This window comes from Ruegeria sp. CF4 (assembly GCF_056537345.1).
Genome location: NZ_JBQFRJ010000008.1, coordinates 41,141 through 56,214 on the forward strand (window position 1 = coordinate 41,141; position 15,074 = coordinate 56,214).

Annotated in this window: 10 protein-coding genes; 6 read left to right on the top strand and 4 right to left on the bottom strand. The window is 54.1% G+C overall.

What is annotated here, in order from left to right; all coding sequences use genetic code 11:
- Positions 1–122: 122 nt before the first annotated feature.
- A complete protein-coding gene (locus ACR0NF_RS15900; protein ID WP_480658953.1) occupies positions 123–1,103 on the bottom strand; it encodes a glycosyltransferase family 2 protein in 981 nt (326 codons plus the stop codon).
- Positions 1,104–1,537: 434 nt separating this feature from the next.
- Here ACR0NF_RS15900 and ACR0NF_RS15905 point away from each other — a divergent pair, with 434 nt between their 5' ends.
- From ACR0NF_RS15905 to rfbA, 5 genes are all read left to right on the top strand, one after another.
- The gene (locus ACR0NF_RS15905; protein WP_480778565.1) at positions 1,538–6,637 is read left to right on the top strand and encodes a PA14 domain-containing protein; all 5,100 of its coding nucleotides are present in this window, start codon (positions 1,538–1,540) and stop codon (positions 6,635–6,637) included.
- An 818-nt stretch (positions 6,638–7,455) separates the two neighbouring features.
- Positions 7,456–8,016 carry a dTDP-4-dehydrorhamnose 3,5-epimerase gene (gene rfbC / locus ACR0NF_RS15910; RefSeq protein ID WP_480472338.1) on the top strand — a complete coding sequence of 187 codons (561 nt, stop codon included), beginning with the start codon at positions 7,456–7,458 and terminating at the stop codon, positions 8,014–8,016.
- Positions 8,017–8,019: 3 nt separating this feature from the next.
- Positions 8,020–9,063 (top strand): dTDP-glucose 4,6-dehydratase, encoded by a 1,044-nt coding sequence (rfbB, locus tag ACR0NF_RS15915; RefSeq protein WP_480472340.1) that lies wholly within the window; start codon positions 8,020–8,022, stop codon positions 9,061–9,063.
- Positions 9,060–9,902, top strand: a complete 843-nt coding sequence (gene rfbD / locus ACR0NF_RS15920; protein ID WP_480472342.1) for a dTDP-4-dehydrorhamnose reductase — start codon at positions 9,060–9,062, stop codon at positions 9,900–9,902. The genes rfbB and rfbD overlap by 4 nt, the downstream gene beginning before the upstream one ends.
- Before the next feature lie 5 nt (positions 9,903–9,907).
- Positions 9,908–10,783 carry a glucose-1-phosphate thymidylyltransferase RfbA gene (gene rfbA, locus ACR0NF_RS15925; RefSeq protein ID WP_480472344.1) on the top strand — a complete coding sequence of 292 codons (876 nt, stop codon included), beginning with the start codon at positions 9,908–9,910 and terminating at the stop codon, positions 10,781–10,783.
- A gap of 12 nt (positions 10,784–10,795) precedes the next feature.
- On the opposite strand, the gene ACR0NF_RS15930 is transcribed toward rfbA, so the two are convergent.
- From ACR0NF_RS15930 to ACR0NF_RS15940, 3 genes are all read right to left on the bottom strand, one after another.
- A complete protein-coding gene (locus ACR0NF_RS15930; RefSeq protein WP_480667461.1) occupies positions 10,796–11,758 on the bottom strand; it encodes a hypothetical protein in 963 nt (320 codons plus the stop codon).
- Between the two features lie 377 nt (positions 11,759–12,135).
- Entirely contained in the window at positions 12,136–12,828 is a 693-nt protein-coding gene (locus ACR0NF_RS15935; RefSeq protein WP_480472348.1) for a sugar transferase, read from the bottom strand.
- A 403-nt stretch (positions 12,829–13,231) separates the two neighbouring features.
- Entirely contained in the window at positions 13,232–14,707 is a 1,476-nt protein-coding gene (locus ACR0NF_RS15940; RefSeq protein WP_480472350.1) for a hypothetical protein, read from the bottom strand.
- A gap of 156 nt (positions 14,708–14,863) precedes the next feature.
- Here ACR0NF_RS15940 and ACR0NF_RS15945 point away from each other — a divergent pair, with 156 nt between their 5' ends.
- Positions 14,864–15,070: a hypothetical protein gene (locus ACR0NF_RS15945; protein WP_480778566.1), complete on the top strand. Its 207-nt coding sequence runs from the start codon at positions 14,864–14,866 to the stop codon at positions 15,068–15,070.
- Positions 15,071–15,074: the final 4 nt, after the last annotated feature.

A 15,074-nucleotide genomic window follows, 5' to 3' on the forward strand; every position in this document is an offset into this window, starting at 1 on the left:
CTTCAAAGCCGCTGCTCGGGACCGAGGGAATAGGATCGAGTTCAGATCATCATTCTGTGGCGGCATAAGGGCAGAATGCTGAATTTTGAGATATGATCCAGATTTCAACGTACCGAAATAGGCTATTTGTATTCGATAATCCCCGCTGGTTTCCCGCGCCATTGCCTGAGTTGATATTCCAGAACGCCCATGGCCTCAGGGAAATTGCCCAGCACGAGAAAGAACGCATACTCCCACGCGGTTCTGTTTCCAGGGTTCTGGCGCAAAGCGATGCGCAACACCTGCAAGGGATAGAGCCCAAATCCCAGCAGTGCCCAGGGCGATATCAAAGCAGCCGCCAGCAATAACGCCAGGGGGAGCACTACCCCCCAGGCCAGAATGCGTTTGACCGCTCGGACGCTGTGGCGCTCCGGAGGGGCGCCATGCAGTGCGGCGCCTTCGGCAAACGCATGGCCGCTGCGTCGGGCCCGTTTCCACCATTGGCTCAGCCGGGTCATATCTGCATCGTGCAGCGTCATCTCTTCATCCAATCGCCAGACTCGCCATCCTTCGGCCCGCAACCGCACGCAAAGCTCTGGCTCTTCTCCGGCGATCATGGTGTCGCGGTAGCCACCGACCTGGCTCAGGGCTTCTACACGCATCATCGCGTCCCCGCCGCAGGCATCGGATTGGCCCACTGGGGTGTCCCATTCCATATCGCAGAGCCGATTATACACCGTGCCATCAGGAAACCGCTCGCGCCGTCGACCGCAGACCACGGCGGTTCTGGGATTTTCTGTCAGAAATTGCGCGGCGGATTGGAACCACCCTGGCTGAACGACACAATCTCCATCGACGAACTGAACGAAATGGATGTTCTTATCAGCGATTAATGTGCGGAACCCGGTGTTACGTGCGCGCGCAGCTGTAAAGGGCTGATCCAGATCGAGCTCAACCACCTCAGCACCAGCTTTTTGTGCGTTTGCGAGGCTGTCATCGGTCGATCCCGAATCAACATAGACGATTTTTCCGATATTTACGGGAATCGAATCTAGGCAGGACACCAATCTGCTGCCTTCATTTCGCCCGATTACGACGGCACCAATGCCTGAAATCTCATCCATAGCGTCTCCGGACGTAGGGAAAACCAAATAAAATCGGCGTGTTTGTGCCCATATGGCAAAAAATTGCGCTGCAAATTGCTTGTCGTCAACGTTGTGCCGATCCTTAACTTGCACTGTCAAGCAAATTGAAACAGTTCAGGGTTAAGGATTGCGGTTGTACCGCAGTATGATGGGCGAGCAGTAACTATGTGGAATCATTGGGGCATTAGCGCCATGCAGCGGCTTGAGTGCGCGCGTGGAATATTGTGCCTGAATGGTCGTCCAGAAGGCCTGAAAAAGGGCTTCAAACACAGTACGCATGTTGTTCCTAGTATGTGGGCGAAGACCGCGGCAGCTGTCGCCCGACATAGTTTTGCCGCACTTGAGCCTCGCTGAGGCCAGCAAGTGGAAACAATCATCCCGAAACATCGGGATTTGAGCAAACGGGCGTAGCTATGAGTCTGAACGCAGAATATTTCACCCTGAACTCGGGATATACCGGGCTGGCGGATGTCGATTTTGATGCAGAGCCAACGGCGACATCGACGGTCGATGCCTTGGACATCCAGCGGATGCGCGGAGCATTCTGGGAGGGTGGTGCGAAGAACTACTTCGCGGCGCGCTATTTCGGTGATCTCAACGTGATCGAAGCTGGCCGGTACACGTTTTATCTGAAATCCGACAGCAACGCGATGCTCTATATCAACGGTGAGTTGGTTGCTGAAAACGCCGGTGGACGGGGTGGTCGCAACAGTGAGATTACCTTGGATCTGGATGCTGGCGCTCATGACATCGAGATTCGGTACTTCGATGGCCGCGGTCGGTCGACCCTGCAGCTGGAATGGGAAGGCCCTGACAGCGATGGGAAGCGCGAGACCATCACCGGTGATGCACTGTCGAAGGGCGAGAAACCCGTAGACGTGGATCAGACCGATGGCGATGCGGGCGACAATGGTGACACAGATAGTGGCGACCAAGGTGCGGGTGACGACACGGGCGACCAGGATACCGGCACTGATACCGGCGACCAAGACGCAGGCGATGATACGGATACCGATACCGGTGACCAAGGCGCAGGCGACGACACGGGTACCGACACCGGTGACCAAGATGCGGGCGACGACACGGACACTGATGCCGGCGACCAAGACGCAGGTGACGATACGGGCACTGATACCGGCGATCAGGGCGCAGGTGACGATACGGGTACCGACACCGGTGACCAAGGCGCGGGCGACGACGCAGACACCGATAACGGCGACCACGATACTGGCGATGATGGCCACACTGGCGACGGTGATCAAGATACAGATACCGGAACCCAGACGGGGCGTCAGGGGCTGCGGGGCGATTACTTTATTTTGCCCGACTTCATCAGCAACCTGAACGAAGTTGATTTTGATGCAACGCCCGACGGAGAAGGATCCGTCGAAAGCCTGAGTTTCATGGGAGGGCAGGACCCGTTCTGGGAAGGCGGCCCAAACGATTTGTTTGCGGCGCGATATGCAGGCCAACTCAACGTGCAAGAGGCCGGGACGTATACGATCTATCTGACATCGGATGACGGTTCGGTTCTGTATATCGATGGCGAGCCTGTAATCGACAATGATGGATTGCATGGGACGCTTGAGCAGCGCGTGTCGCTGGACCTGTCGGCCGGTGTGCACGACATCGAAATCCGCTATTTCGAAGCCTATGGTGAAGCGACACTCCAACTGGAATGGGTCGGTCCGGACAGCGATGGCCAGCGCGAAGTGATTGGTGGCGAAGCGCTGGGTTACCCTGAAAGCACCAGCGATGACGGAGATTCCGACAGCGGTGACCACGGCGCAGGTGATGATGACGACGCTGACAGTGGTGACCAAGATGCGGGTGATGATGACCACACTGGTGATGGTGACCACAGCACGGGCGATGACGATTCCGATTCTAGCGATGGCACGGGCGCAGGTCGTCAGGGCTTGCTGGGCCACTATTTCCTACTTTCAAAGTCGGTAGATAGCATTCAAGAGATCGATTTTGAGGCGACACCTTATGGAACGGGTGCGGTGGAAAACCTGAGCTTCATGAATGGTCAAGAGCCGTTTTGGGAAGGCGGTCCGGGCGACTTGTTTGCAGTACGTTACTCGGGCAACCTGAATGTGCAGAAGGCGGGGACCTATACGTTCTACCTGAACTCGGATGATGGCTCAGCGCTTTATATCAATGGTGAGCCTGTAATCGACAATGACGGCTTGCATGCAACACGTGAACAGCGCGTGACACTGGAGTTGTCGGCGGGTTCGCATGACATAGAAATCCGTTATTTTGAAGCTTATGGCGATGCGACACTTCAGTTGGAGTGGGCTGGTCCAGATAGCGATGGTCGCCGCGAAGTGATCGGTGGCGACTCGTTGAGCTATTCCGAAAGCACGAGTGATGGTAGTCACACGGGTGGAGATCATGACACGGATGCTGGTGATCATACCGGCGGTGATGACCAAAGTTCAGGCGATGACGGCCACACCGGCGGCGATCATGGTACGGATGATGGCGATCACACTGGCGGTGATGATCAAAGCTCAGGCGATGACGGCCACACCGGCGGAGATCATGGCACGGATGATGGCGATCACACTGGCGGTGATGATCAAAGCTCAGGCGATGACGGCCACACCGGCGGAGATCATGGCACGGATGATGGCGATCACACTGGCGGTGATGACCACAGCTCGGGCGATGATGGCCACACCGGCGGCGATCATGGTACGGATGATGGCGATCACACTGGCGGTGATGATCAAAGCTCAGGCGATGACGGCCACACCGGCGGAGATCATGGCACGGATGATGGCGATCACACTGGCGGTGATGACCAAAGCTCAGGCGATGATGGCCACACCGGCGGCGATCATGGTACGGATGATGGCGACCACGCTGGTGGCGACGACCAAAGCTCGGGTGATGACAGTCACACCGGCGGCGGCTCGCATGGTGGTCATAGTGACGGATACATTCCACCACCTACAAGCCCTGATGAGGTTGACGACTACGTAGCCGCAGTGATGGCACAGCCCGACGCGCATCCACATGGCGGGGATGAAAGCCGTGCGGTTGAGCACGTGGCGCTCATGGATCTCGTACCGCGTTCAGAGGCCACTCATGTCGCGATTAGCGACGGTGACTGGTTCGACCCGAATACATGGCATGAAGGCCGGATTCCGGACGCGGGTGCTCAGGCGCTGATCCCAGAAGGTATCTCGGTCGTTTATGCCGGAGAAAGTGAAGAGTCCCTTTTCACCGTACGTGTGGATGGTGAGCTTTCCTTTGCGCATGACGCGGACTCGAAGATCCTGGTTGATACCATGGTTGTCTCCGGGACGGGTCGTCTGGAGATCGGAACCGAAGAAAATCCGATTGCCGACGATGTGGATGTTGAGATCGTGATTGCCAACAACGGTGATATCGATGTCGGCTGGGATCCGATGCTGTTGTCCCGTGGCGTAATCTCGCACGGACAGGTCGAGATTCATGGCGCTGAAAAAACCAGCTTCCTGACGGTTGATGATGCGCCGATGGCTGGCGACACTGAAATCACGCTGAGTGATATTCCCGAAGGCTGGCAGGTTGGTGATACCATCGTTCTGACGGGTACGCACAAGGAAGGCTGGTACTGGGATCAGTCGGCTGGATCGGTAATTCACCACGAAAGCCAGGATGAAGAAGTCGTTATCACTGGCATCAGTGGAAATACGATCACTATTGATCGCCCGTTGGAACACGACCACGATACGCCGCGTGACGATCTTTCCGCTTATGTTGCGAACACTTCGCGCAATATCACGTTCTCCAGTGAGGATGGCGAAGATACTGCTGTTCACCATCGCGGGCATACGATGTTCATGCACTCGGATGATGTAGATGTACGCTATGCCGCCTTTGACGATCTGGGACGGACCGATAAGTCGGAACCGGCGTTCAGTATCGACTCGATTGGCACTGTACAGCCAGATTCGAACGTTCAGGGCCGCTACTCTTTCCACTTCCATCGGACTGGAACCGAAGACCGGGATGACCCCGCGATTGCCATTGGCAACTCGGTCAGCGGATCTCCGGGCTGGGGTTATGTGCATCACGACAGCAATGCGACCTTCACGGACAACGTGGCCTGGGATATCTTTGGTGCCGCCTTTGTTGCAGAGAATGGTAATGAGACAGGTGTCTGGTCACGCAATATCGCAATCAGGACCGAAGGCGTGTCCTACGGCGAATCCCAGGTAAAGCTGCAAAGCGATGTTGAGCGGCATGACAATGGGCGGACTGGCGAAGGCTTCTTCTTCGCTGGGCGTCTGGTTGAAGCATCAGATAACGTGGCTGCAAATACCACGCATGGATTTGTCTGGATGACTCGCGGCCAGCCCAGCGATCCGCTCAGTGCGAACCTAGATCAACCTGAACTTGCCTATGGCAACGAGTATTTGCGCCTTGACCAAGCACCGATCCAAGGGTTCGAGAACAACGAGGCCTTCGGCACTGAAGTTGGCCTGATCGTGATCAAAAATGGCCCGGATCAGAGTCATGATGTCCGATCGGTTATGGATGGTTTCACGAATTGGGAAACTACTCGTGGCGTCGACTTGTCTTATAGCTCCCACTACACGTTGATCGATTTTGACCTCTTGGCCACTCAACAACCTGGTCAATATCCTGAAATCGGCTTCCAATTGGGCGGAAACGCATTCGATATCGTCTCTAACGGTATGACTATTGACGGCTTTGCAACTGGAGCGAACCTGGATCAACCCTTCCATTTCGGTTCGAATGGCGAAGACTACGACGATGTGTTTATCGATCTGGTCATGGCAAACAACGGGACCAACTTTGTCGGGTACAACGAGGATCGCCATTCGATCCTGAGTTCAGATGATCTGGTTGAAGGCCGGCTTGGCTTTGTTCTGGAAACGGATACCGTAATCTCTGAAGGCGAGAACCTCCATCTCAGCGGTACAAAAACAGATTCGATCGGTAGCCGGGATCGTGACTTCGAGGGTGATCAGCATATTCTATGGTGGCACTGGGATATCGCTCAGTTCATTGCAACCGAGGGGTACTACAAGACTGAATCGGGCGAGAATGTTCTGTTGCTAGAAGACTTCGTATCAGATCGTGCGACCGGTGAGCTTCATAAGATGACCCACGTCATCACGCTCGATATGACGGATCAGCAGATCGCGAATTCCTGGTCCATCAATGATTGGGGCGGCGCGCAGTATAACGGCGTCGTGTCGTTCGACAATGTGAACCCCACTGCACAGGATGACTCGGCGTCAACGAATGCTGGTATGGCGGTTTTGATCGACGTTCTGTCGAATGACTCGCATGCTGGTGGCGATGACCTGCGCGTCGATGGCCTGTCCACGACACCGAACGGCAATGTTTATGTTCAGGATGACGGGCAGTTGCTTTACGTCCCGAACCCGGATTTTGTCGGAGTTGATACATTCGACTATTGGGCCGGCGATGATGATGGGGACTTTACCCGCGCGACCGTTACGGTCGAGGTCTTCGATATGTAATTGAAGAAGAGCCCGGTACATGATTTCGACCGGGCTTTTCAAAACTTGCATCAGACAAAATAATAGCGGGCTCTGGTTTCTCAGGGCCCGCTTTTTTATGGTTCAACGTTTGTATTGAGGTTTTTCTGTTCTCGAGGCAGAGGCTATACGGGGTGAAACTGCAATTCTTGGTCGCAAAACTCGAATGGCGGCGATGGCAAGAAATACAACTATTCCGGTAGCAGAATAGATCACCAAAGCGACCCACACACCAAAGCCCATCGCTAGTGCGGTGATACCCGCCAGCAAAGCAAAGCAAATGGCAATTCCCAGTGCCCCAACCACGTAGTAACCTGCGCTCCGGCCTTTGAAACATGTCTATCTTGAGTAGATGCACCTACCTTGACCACGAACAGAGTCAAGTTAGATGGGACTTCATACGCGCAATGAACCGCCGGTGAGCGGCGAGTCTTTGCCGTTCCTGTCCTTGTTCAGCTCCGCCTACACTTTGTCAAAAGACTGAGGCGATGATCAACGTAAAGTAGAAGTTCAACTTCTCCCTCAGTTCGAGCAAACAACCCCTTGTGATCTATACATCAACGATACGGCACGAGATTGAATTCGGGCTTTGCCTTGGTTTGAACCAGATTATCTATTACCAGCGTTTGAAAGCTGCCGTCGCTTTTGCAACATGACTGGTTTTTTGGGTTCAATATGTTCTGAATTGTTCGATTTATCAGTAACATCGCAACAAGAGTGTTTTGTATTTGTTTATCTCACCGAAGGGAATTTCCGGCCTCGACGCCGCCGCCATCGGATCATTGAGAAAGGGTTGAATAATGAAGGTGGAATTGACGCCGCTGGCCGGGCTTGTGATCCTGACGCCTGATCGCTTTGCCGATGAGCGCGGGTTCTTCAGCGAAAGCTGGAATTCTGCGCGGTTACGCGAACACGGGATCAATGTGGATTTTGTGCAGGATAATCACTCACTGTCGCGCCAGTCGGGTACGGTGCGCGGCCTTCATTTTCAATCACCTCCTCATGCACAGGACAAGCTGGTTCGGTGCAGCCGGGGAAGGTTGTTCGATGTTGCCGTCGATATCCGAAAGGGAAGCCCGACATATGGTCAGTGGTTCGGTGCCGAGCTGAGTGCAGAAAACGGGCGCCAGATGCTGGTGCCACAGGGATTCCTGCATGGGTTTGCCACATGCGAACCGGATACGGAAATCTGTTACAAGTGCAGTGACTACTATGCGCCTGAGTGCGATGGTACGGTTCGGTTTGATGACCCCGAGATCGGGATCGATTGGAACCTCGGTGGACCTGCGATCTTGTCGGCGAAGGACGAAAGTGCGCAGCGTTTTGCGGAGTTCAAAAGCCCCTTCGCGTGGGAAGGATAAGTTATGAAGTTGTTGGTTACTGGTGGGGCCGGATTCATCGGGTCTGCAGTGGTGCGGTTGGCCATAGCGCGTGGGCACGAGGTGGTGAACATAGACGCTCTGACCTACGCGGCATGTCTGGAGAATGTGGCCAGCGTTGCCGATGACCCCAGGTACAGTTTCGTTCACGCCGATATCCGGGATCGCAGTGCTATGGATAAAGCGCTTGAAACGCACCAGCCTGACGTAATCATGCATCTCGCGGCGGAAAGCCATGTGGACCGATCCATCGATGGCCCCGGAAATTTCATCGATTCCAATATTTCCGGGACTTACACGTTGTTGGAAGCTGCTCGGAAGAACTGGATCGCTCGTGGCAAACCTGAAGGGTTCCGGTTTCACCATATCTCGACGGATGAGGTGTTTGGCAGTCTTGGTCCGCACGGGTTGTTCACGGAAGATACTCCTTATGATCCCCGCAGTCCCTATTCTGCCTCCAAAGCGGCGTCGGACCATCTGGTGCGTGCTTGGCATGAGACATATGGCTTGCCTATCGTGCTGACGAATTGCAGCAACAATTACGGGCCTTATCATTTTCCTGAGAAACTAATCCCGGTGGTGATCCTGAACGCCTTGGCGGGTAAAGCGCTACCAATCTATGGCACTGGCTCGAATGTGCGTGACTGGCTCTATGTCGAAGATCATGCGGATGCGTTGCTGCTGGTGGCCGACAGGGGGCAGAACGGTCGATCCTACAATATTGGCGGCAACAACGAACGCTCTAATCTTGAGCTGGTGCGTGGCCTGTGCGCCATCCTGGATGAGTTGCGTCCAAAACCGCAGGGCAGCTATGCCGAGCAGATTACATTTGTGCCTGACCGGCCCGGTCATGATGCGCGTTATGCAATCGATGCGTCTCGGATCTGCGATGAGTTGGGCTGGAGCCCGTCCGTAACGCTTGAAGAAGGGCTGCGCCGAACGGTCGAGTGGTATCTTGCCAACGAAGAATGGTGGCAGGCGCTGCTGGACCGGCACAATGTCAGCGGCAGGTTGGGGGTCGCGACGTGATTTTGGTCTTTGGCAGCTCTGGTCAGCTGGCGTGCGAACTGGCGCCGTTGTCAGAGGTCGAATGTGTGTCGCGGTCTGATGCCGATCTGACGGATCCCGATGCATGTTCTGGAATCATCGCAAACAGAAATCCCACCGCGGTGATCAACGCGGCCGCATATACAGCCGTGGACCGGGCAGAAGAGGAAGAAGAACTTGCCACCACAATCAACGCCGCCGCGCCAGGGGCGATGGCAGGTGCATGCGCTGTGCTGGGCATTCCTTTTGTCACGATCTCGACGGACTATGTTTTTGACGGCAGCGGGCAAAAACCCTGGAACCCGGCTGATCCAGTCAATCCTCTTGCGGCCTATGGGCGATCTAAGCTGGCCGGTGAGCGGGCGGTCGCTGCAACAAACGCTCAGGCCACAGTTTTACGTACGTCCTGGGTGGTGTCATCGCATGGGAACAACTTCGTCAAGACCATGCTGCGCTTGGGAGAGGCGCGCGACCACTTGGCGGTGGTTGCAGATCAGATCGGTGGTCCAACTCCGGCACGGGATCTGGCACAGGCTTGCCACCAGATCGCATGTCAAATGCGTGCAGATCCTCAAAAGCGTGGCCTTTATCACTACGCAGGATATCCCTCCGTCAGTTGGGCTGATTTTGCGCGCGAGATTTTTGATCAGGCGCAACTCGATTGTGATGTGATTGATATCCCTAGCTCTGATTACCCCACACCGGCGCGCCGCCCCTTGAATTCGCGATTGGACTGTGCGGATACTGAGCGGGTTTTTTTCATCAGCCCTCCAGATTGGCGATACGGGCTGGCCGATATTTTGAGTGACCTGAAGGGATAGTACCAGTGACGGAACGCAAAGGGATCATCTTGGCCGGAGGATCGGGCACGCGCCTTTATCCAATCACCGAAGGTGTGTCGAAGCAGCTTTTGCCAATATATGATAAACCGATGGTCTATTATCCGCTCAGCGTTTTGATGTTGGCGGATATCCGTGAGATCTGCATCATCACGACGCCTCAGGATCAAGAGCAGTTTCAGCGCGCGCTGGGTGACGGCAGCCAATGGGGCATATCGCTCAGCTATGTTGTGCAACCCAGCCCGGACGGGTTGGCACAAGCCTATATTTTGGCAGATACGTTCCTAAGCGGTGCCCCAAGTGCAATGGTGCTGGGTGATAACATCTTCTTTGGTCACGGTTTGCCCGAGTTGTTGCTGAAGGCCGATCAGTCTGCGTCCGGCGCAACGGTGTTCGGGTATCACGTGAATGATCCGCAGCGTTATGGTGTGGTCGATTTCGATGATCAGGACCGCGTGCGTGCGATCATCGAAAAGCCTGAGTCTCCGCCATCGAATTATGCCGTGACGGGGCTTTACTTCCTGGATGGATCAGCGCCCGAACGTGCACGGAAGGTGGTGCCGTCTGGTCGGGGTGAATTGGAGATCACCAGCCTTCTGGAACAATACCTGCTTGAGGATCAACTCGAACTCATCCGCATGGGTCGTGGATATGCCTGGCTTGATACTGGAACACATGGCAGCCTGCTGGACGCAGGAAATTTCGTTCGCACGCTGCAGGAACGGCAGGGGTTGCAGACCGGATGCCCCGAGGAGATTAGCTATCAAAAAGGCTGGATTACGCGCGAACATTTGGCCGAACGGGCCGAAGCGCTCGCGAAAAATGGTTACGGTCAGTATCTTGCCAATCTGATCGCGGGTTGAGCCTGCCCGGCCTTATCCTTGTGGAACGCCGGTTGGGGCATAGTTGGTGACAACATCCCAGACGATTTCCTGCATCAGGAGCGCGACTTCAGGCCCGGGGTCATCCGCGTCGCTTCCGTCAGCCCGTTTCAATTGATGCGGCAGTCCCACAGGTGATTTCTGGTAGAGCACCGCGTAGTGGGTCAAGGCCACCAGATAAGCCCCAAGATCGTTGTAGTGGATGCTATCCTGCGTACCGTCATCGTTTTTGGCAAAAAGGTCCTCGCGGCGCTGGATCGGGCCGACGCCGCCCCGATCTTCGACCTCACGTACGAAACGGGCAAAGACCTGACCGGCCGGGATCACATAGATCGGGTTGGGCATGTCGTCATAGGCCATTGCGCGCTGTAGGATTTCCGTCTCCCAATAGCGGTCAAGGTCCAGATCCAATCGTTCGAGCCAACCTTCCTGATCGTCCAACGGATGCCAGGTCTCGTAAAGATAAACGCGCGTATCGGGATTGGCTTTCCAACCGGCCTGTGCCCAGCGATGCAGATAATCGCCGCTGTCCATGTATTTGATTGCATCGCGAATTTCGACCATCTCGGTCAAAACCAGCGCGTCATAATCACCTGTCGCGACGGCCTCATGCGCATCGCGGTACCGAGGATGGTCGTTTTCGACATCGAACCCGTTGATCACCTCATCAGGTTCCCAATGCGCCTTGAGCGCTGTGCCCCAGCCCAACTGACTGTTATAGCTGTGACCTTCATCAGCAAGCTGTTCGAGCATGAACGGCATGTTGCGAGCAACGAGGCTGTGACCGATGTGGAATACCGCCTGAGGCCCGGGCGAAACATGAACGGGGGTTTGGTAGAGTTCGTTGAATTCTGATTTCTCGATGGGTTTGGGGCTGCCGCATTTGCCAAGGCTGCCGCAGGCGGCAAGCGTCAACAGAAGGCCGGGGGACATAAACCGTTTGAAACTCTTAAACATCACATACCCTAATTTAGAAGTATCGAGCCTGTATTACTTTTCGGATATAGGTTTGCTCGCTGATCCTGACAAAACTATTTTTTTGACATGGGCGCGGTAATAAATGTGCTGCAATTAAATTGAAACGCCCCTGGTGACGCAAAGCGAGAAAGTCGCCAGAGGGGCTCTAATCGTTGGCTAAAACGTGGCATTCGCCAAAGACTACACCCCGAAACGCGAAGGTGTGATCTTGATAACGCTCAATGATATGAGCACTTTGCTTGTAATTGTTCGGGTTCTTGATCATGACCCACCGATTTCTGTGATCAAATCCGAAAAAGTATTCCGTCACCAGGTAGCCCGACGGAATACTTGATCACTGGTTCTTGGGGGGCGTGTCAGTAGCCCGTTGCCCGTACGACAACACCAACGGTTGCGTAGAGAATACCAATGTCGGTTTTTAGGGTCAGGTCTTCGGCATACGACGTATCGAAGTCGGCACGGCTGGCGAAGGTGCTCGCATTGCGTTCGGATACCTGCCACGAGCCGGTCAAACCCGGGCGTAGCGAGAAATAGGCTTTGCCCGGATACAGAGCACGCTGCTCCGGCATCATCGGGCGCGGACCCACTAAGCTCATCTCACCGATGAGTATGTTCCACAATTGCGGCAGCTCATCGAGGGATGTTTTGCGCAGAATATGACCAAACGACGTGATCCGAGGATCATCCTTGAGCTTCTGAGTCTGTTCCCATTCCAGCCGCGCCAAGGTGTTCTTGGCCAGGTAATCTTCCAGAAGAGCATGTGCGTTCGGGACCATGCTGCGCAGCTTCCACATGGTGAAGATACGCCCATTCTTGCCAACACGGCGTTGCCCATAGAACGGGTTGGCGCCATCCGTCGCGACGATTGCTGCAAGCACCAGAACGATGGGCAGCACAATCGGCATTGCGAGCAGCACGATTGCCACATCAAGGACGCGCTTGAACAGGTTTTTGTAAATTCGCGTGGGGTTGGTCGAATTCCGACCCGTCTGTTGAACAACTTTCCGGTGACCACGCTTACCGGGAATACTCGTATCCTGAATAGTCATTTTTTTAACTTTCAAACCAAAGCCGAAATATGGCCTCACCTACCTGACACACACCAAGCCATTCAAAACAACGTGACCCAGCAACACTTACACATATATGAGCATTCGTATCCGGATCAAGCCAGCATGATTGCTCACGATTCATGTTTACACTATCTTAACGAACTCTACAAATGTGCATTGCCACAAAAAAGGTGAATTCTTGTCTTCATAGGTAGTAAGTTTTGTCCGAACTGCCGCATTGTTTCCAGATAGATGGCTTGCCTCGTGTTATGGTTGATCCAAGCATGCTGGAAACCCGTGCTTTATTCCTCTTGGTGGGCCTGAAATCGCCATAAAGCTGATGGGCACAAAGATTCGGTTGCGCGGTATCGCATGTCAAAGTTCTTGGTTCATTCTTATCTCAGACGCGTTTCTTACGGATGTTGAGCGGATATTGCGACGCGGCGTGCTGTGAGGCGATATCTGCTGTGTCAGCAACCTGCTCAGTCTGAAATTGCCTGCTGGTAACGTATCCGGTCAAAGAACCGGCTATCAGCCACGTAATAGGCGTAAGGCCTGAGTTCGGAATAAGATCAACGAGGTTTGCAGCCAACGCGAGGCTCAGACCCGCAGTGGCATAAGGTATCGGCCTTGGAAGTCCTTTTGACATCCAGAAGAACAAGGGGAATGTTAACAATCCGAAGCGAGTTATGTAACCAAGCCAGCCAAAATGCCCGAAAAACGCCACCCATATACCGTCAATTATGACGATGTTTCGACCAGTCTCGGGATCAAATAACGCGTTTCGGTCATAGCCGCCCCATCCGAGAAGCGGTTTTTCTTGTGCGCGATCTAAGAGGAGATTTTCGTTTGCGATGCGAAAATCAAAAGAGGCTGCACGTTCGGGATCAATAGTGTTTGCGAGCTCTGATATATGCTCGATGGGTATCCAACCCAGACTGCGCAGCATTGGGAAAATCAACACAATGACTCCGATAGTGGTTGCCACTCGCATCATGGTGCGGCTGCTTGCCAACAGAACAAACGGTAGCAACACCAGTGTAATCATCAGCGCACCCAAGGATTTCACAAAAAACAACGCCATCAACATCCAGACCAATGCCAGAGACCAGATGAGCGAGTTGGACGCAGCAAGTTTTGAACGCCTTAACATTGCCGCACAGGCAATGGTGGCCACAGAGAAATATATGCCCAAAACCAGTCCATGGGTAAGAAAGACAAGTGGGCGAAACCCTCCGGCTCTAATGTGTTGGTCAAAGGCATGTGGGAAGAAGCCGTAGATCCATACATTCAATTGCGGGCTCATACGAACTTCAAAAAGTGATGGCAGTGAGTAGAGCAGCCCGGCAAACGCCAGCAGACCAAGCAGCAACCGATGATCTGTTGCTGATCTAAGATATCTCCAACCCAATACATAAGGTATAACCATCGTCAGTGAGCTTAGGATGATCGAAAACGCATCATAGATGCGTAGTGCAGGTAAGAATATTGGCCCGATTTGCACAGGCGCTTGATTGGTCAGAACGGTGCCGAACGCAGCTAAACACATAACGATTATCAGGGCTAGGACGGTGTTCGTGCCAAACTTAGATGTCGAATGCGCAACATATTTGTCATCGGCAGTGATTGTTGCACCAGAAGAATTGGTTGGCCTGTCTTTCAGAACGACAGACAAAACAAGAGCGGTCAGCGCAGGCAGAAGCGATTTGTCGATCACGGGCAAAAGCGGCAGGTCCAACTCAACCTCGTTCGGCAGGAATAGGTAACCGGCAATGATGGTCAGGATGATGGCTTTGTTTCGTTCCAAATTCAGGAACAAGATCAAAGCCACAACTGGGAACGAGTACAGAACAAAATGTGCGAATAGATTTGGCATTGGAGTTCTGTCTTTCGCGAGCTGATACGCTGCTAGGGCTGTTGGGCGGCTAGTGAGGTGCCGGATTTAGATGCACATCTTCTTGACAATAGTTCGGGAATGCAACGTATCACGGTCATGACCAGCGCCCAAATGGGTTTCAAATAAATCACGTTCTTGCGTTTTGCGGTCGCGCGGACGATGGCCGAGGTTAAGCACATCGAAATCGTGCAGAGTGACTTGAACTTGATACCTGATCTCAAGGTCTTCTTTGGCGGTGATCAGGGATTCCGAATTACGGGCGGCCAGTTGAATGGGATGTCCAAGCGCCGCGTAGCTGTGGGCAGTCGCAAGGGCGATATCGGAGCGCGCGCCAAGGATTAGGACC